General features: G+C 46.7%; 1 rRNA gene. It reads right to left on the reverse strand.

Going from position 1 to position 255, the window contains the following annotated elements:
• Positions 1–255: ribosomal RNA gene (locus ACLHR0_RS31710) — 23S ribosomal RNA — on the reverse strand; the annotation flags it as partial.

The raw sequence follows: 255 nt of genomic DNA on the forward strand, positions 1-255 counted from the left end.
TCAAGCACCCTTATACTAATGCGCTCTGCGTACGATTACCAACCGTACTGAGGGTACCTTTGCGAGCCTCCGTTACCTTTTAGGAGGCGACCACCCCAGTCAAACTACCCACCAAACAATGTCTCCCCTTGCAGGGATTAGACTCTAAATAACAGAAGGTTGGTATTTCAACGATGACTCCACAACTCCTGGCGAAGCTGCTTCATAGTCTCCCAACTATCCTACACATCTGGCATTCAAAATCAATGTTAAGTT

The organism is Chitinophaga sp. ARDCPP14 (assembly GCF_051362515.1).
GTDB lineage: Bacteria > Bacteroidota > Bacteroidia > Chitinophagales > Chitinophagaceae > Chitinophaga.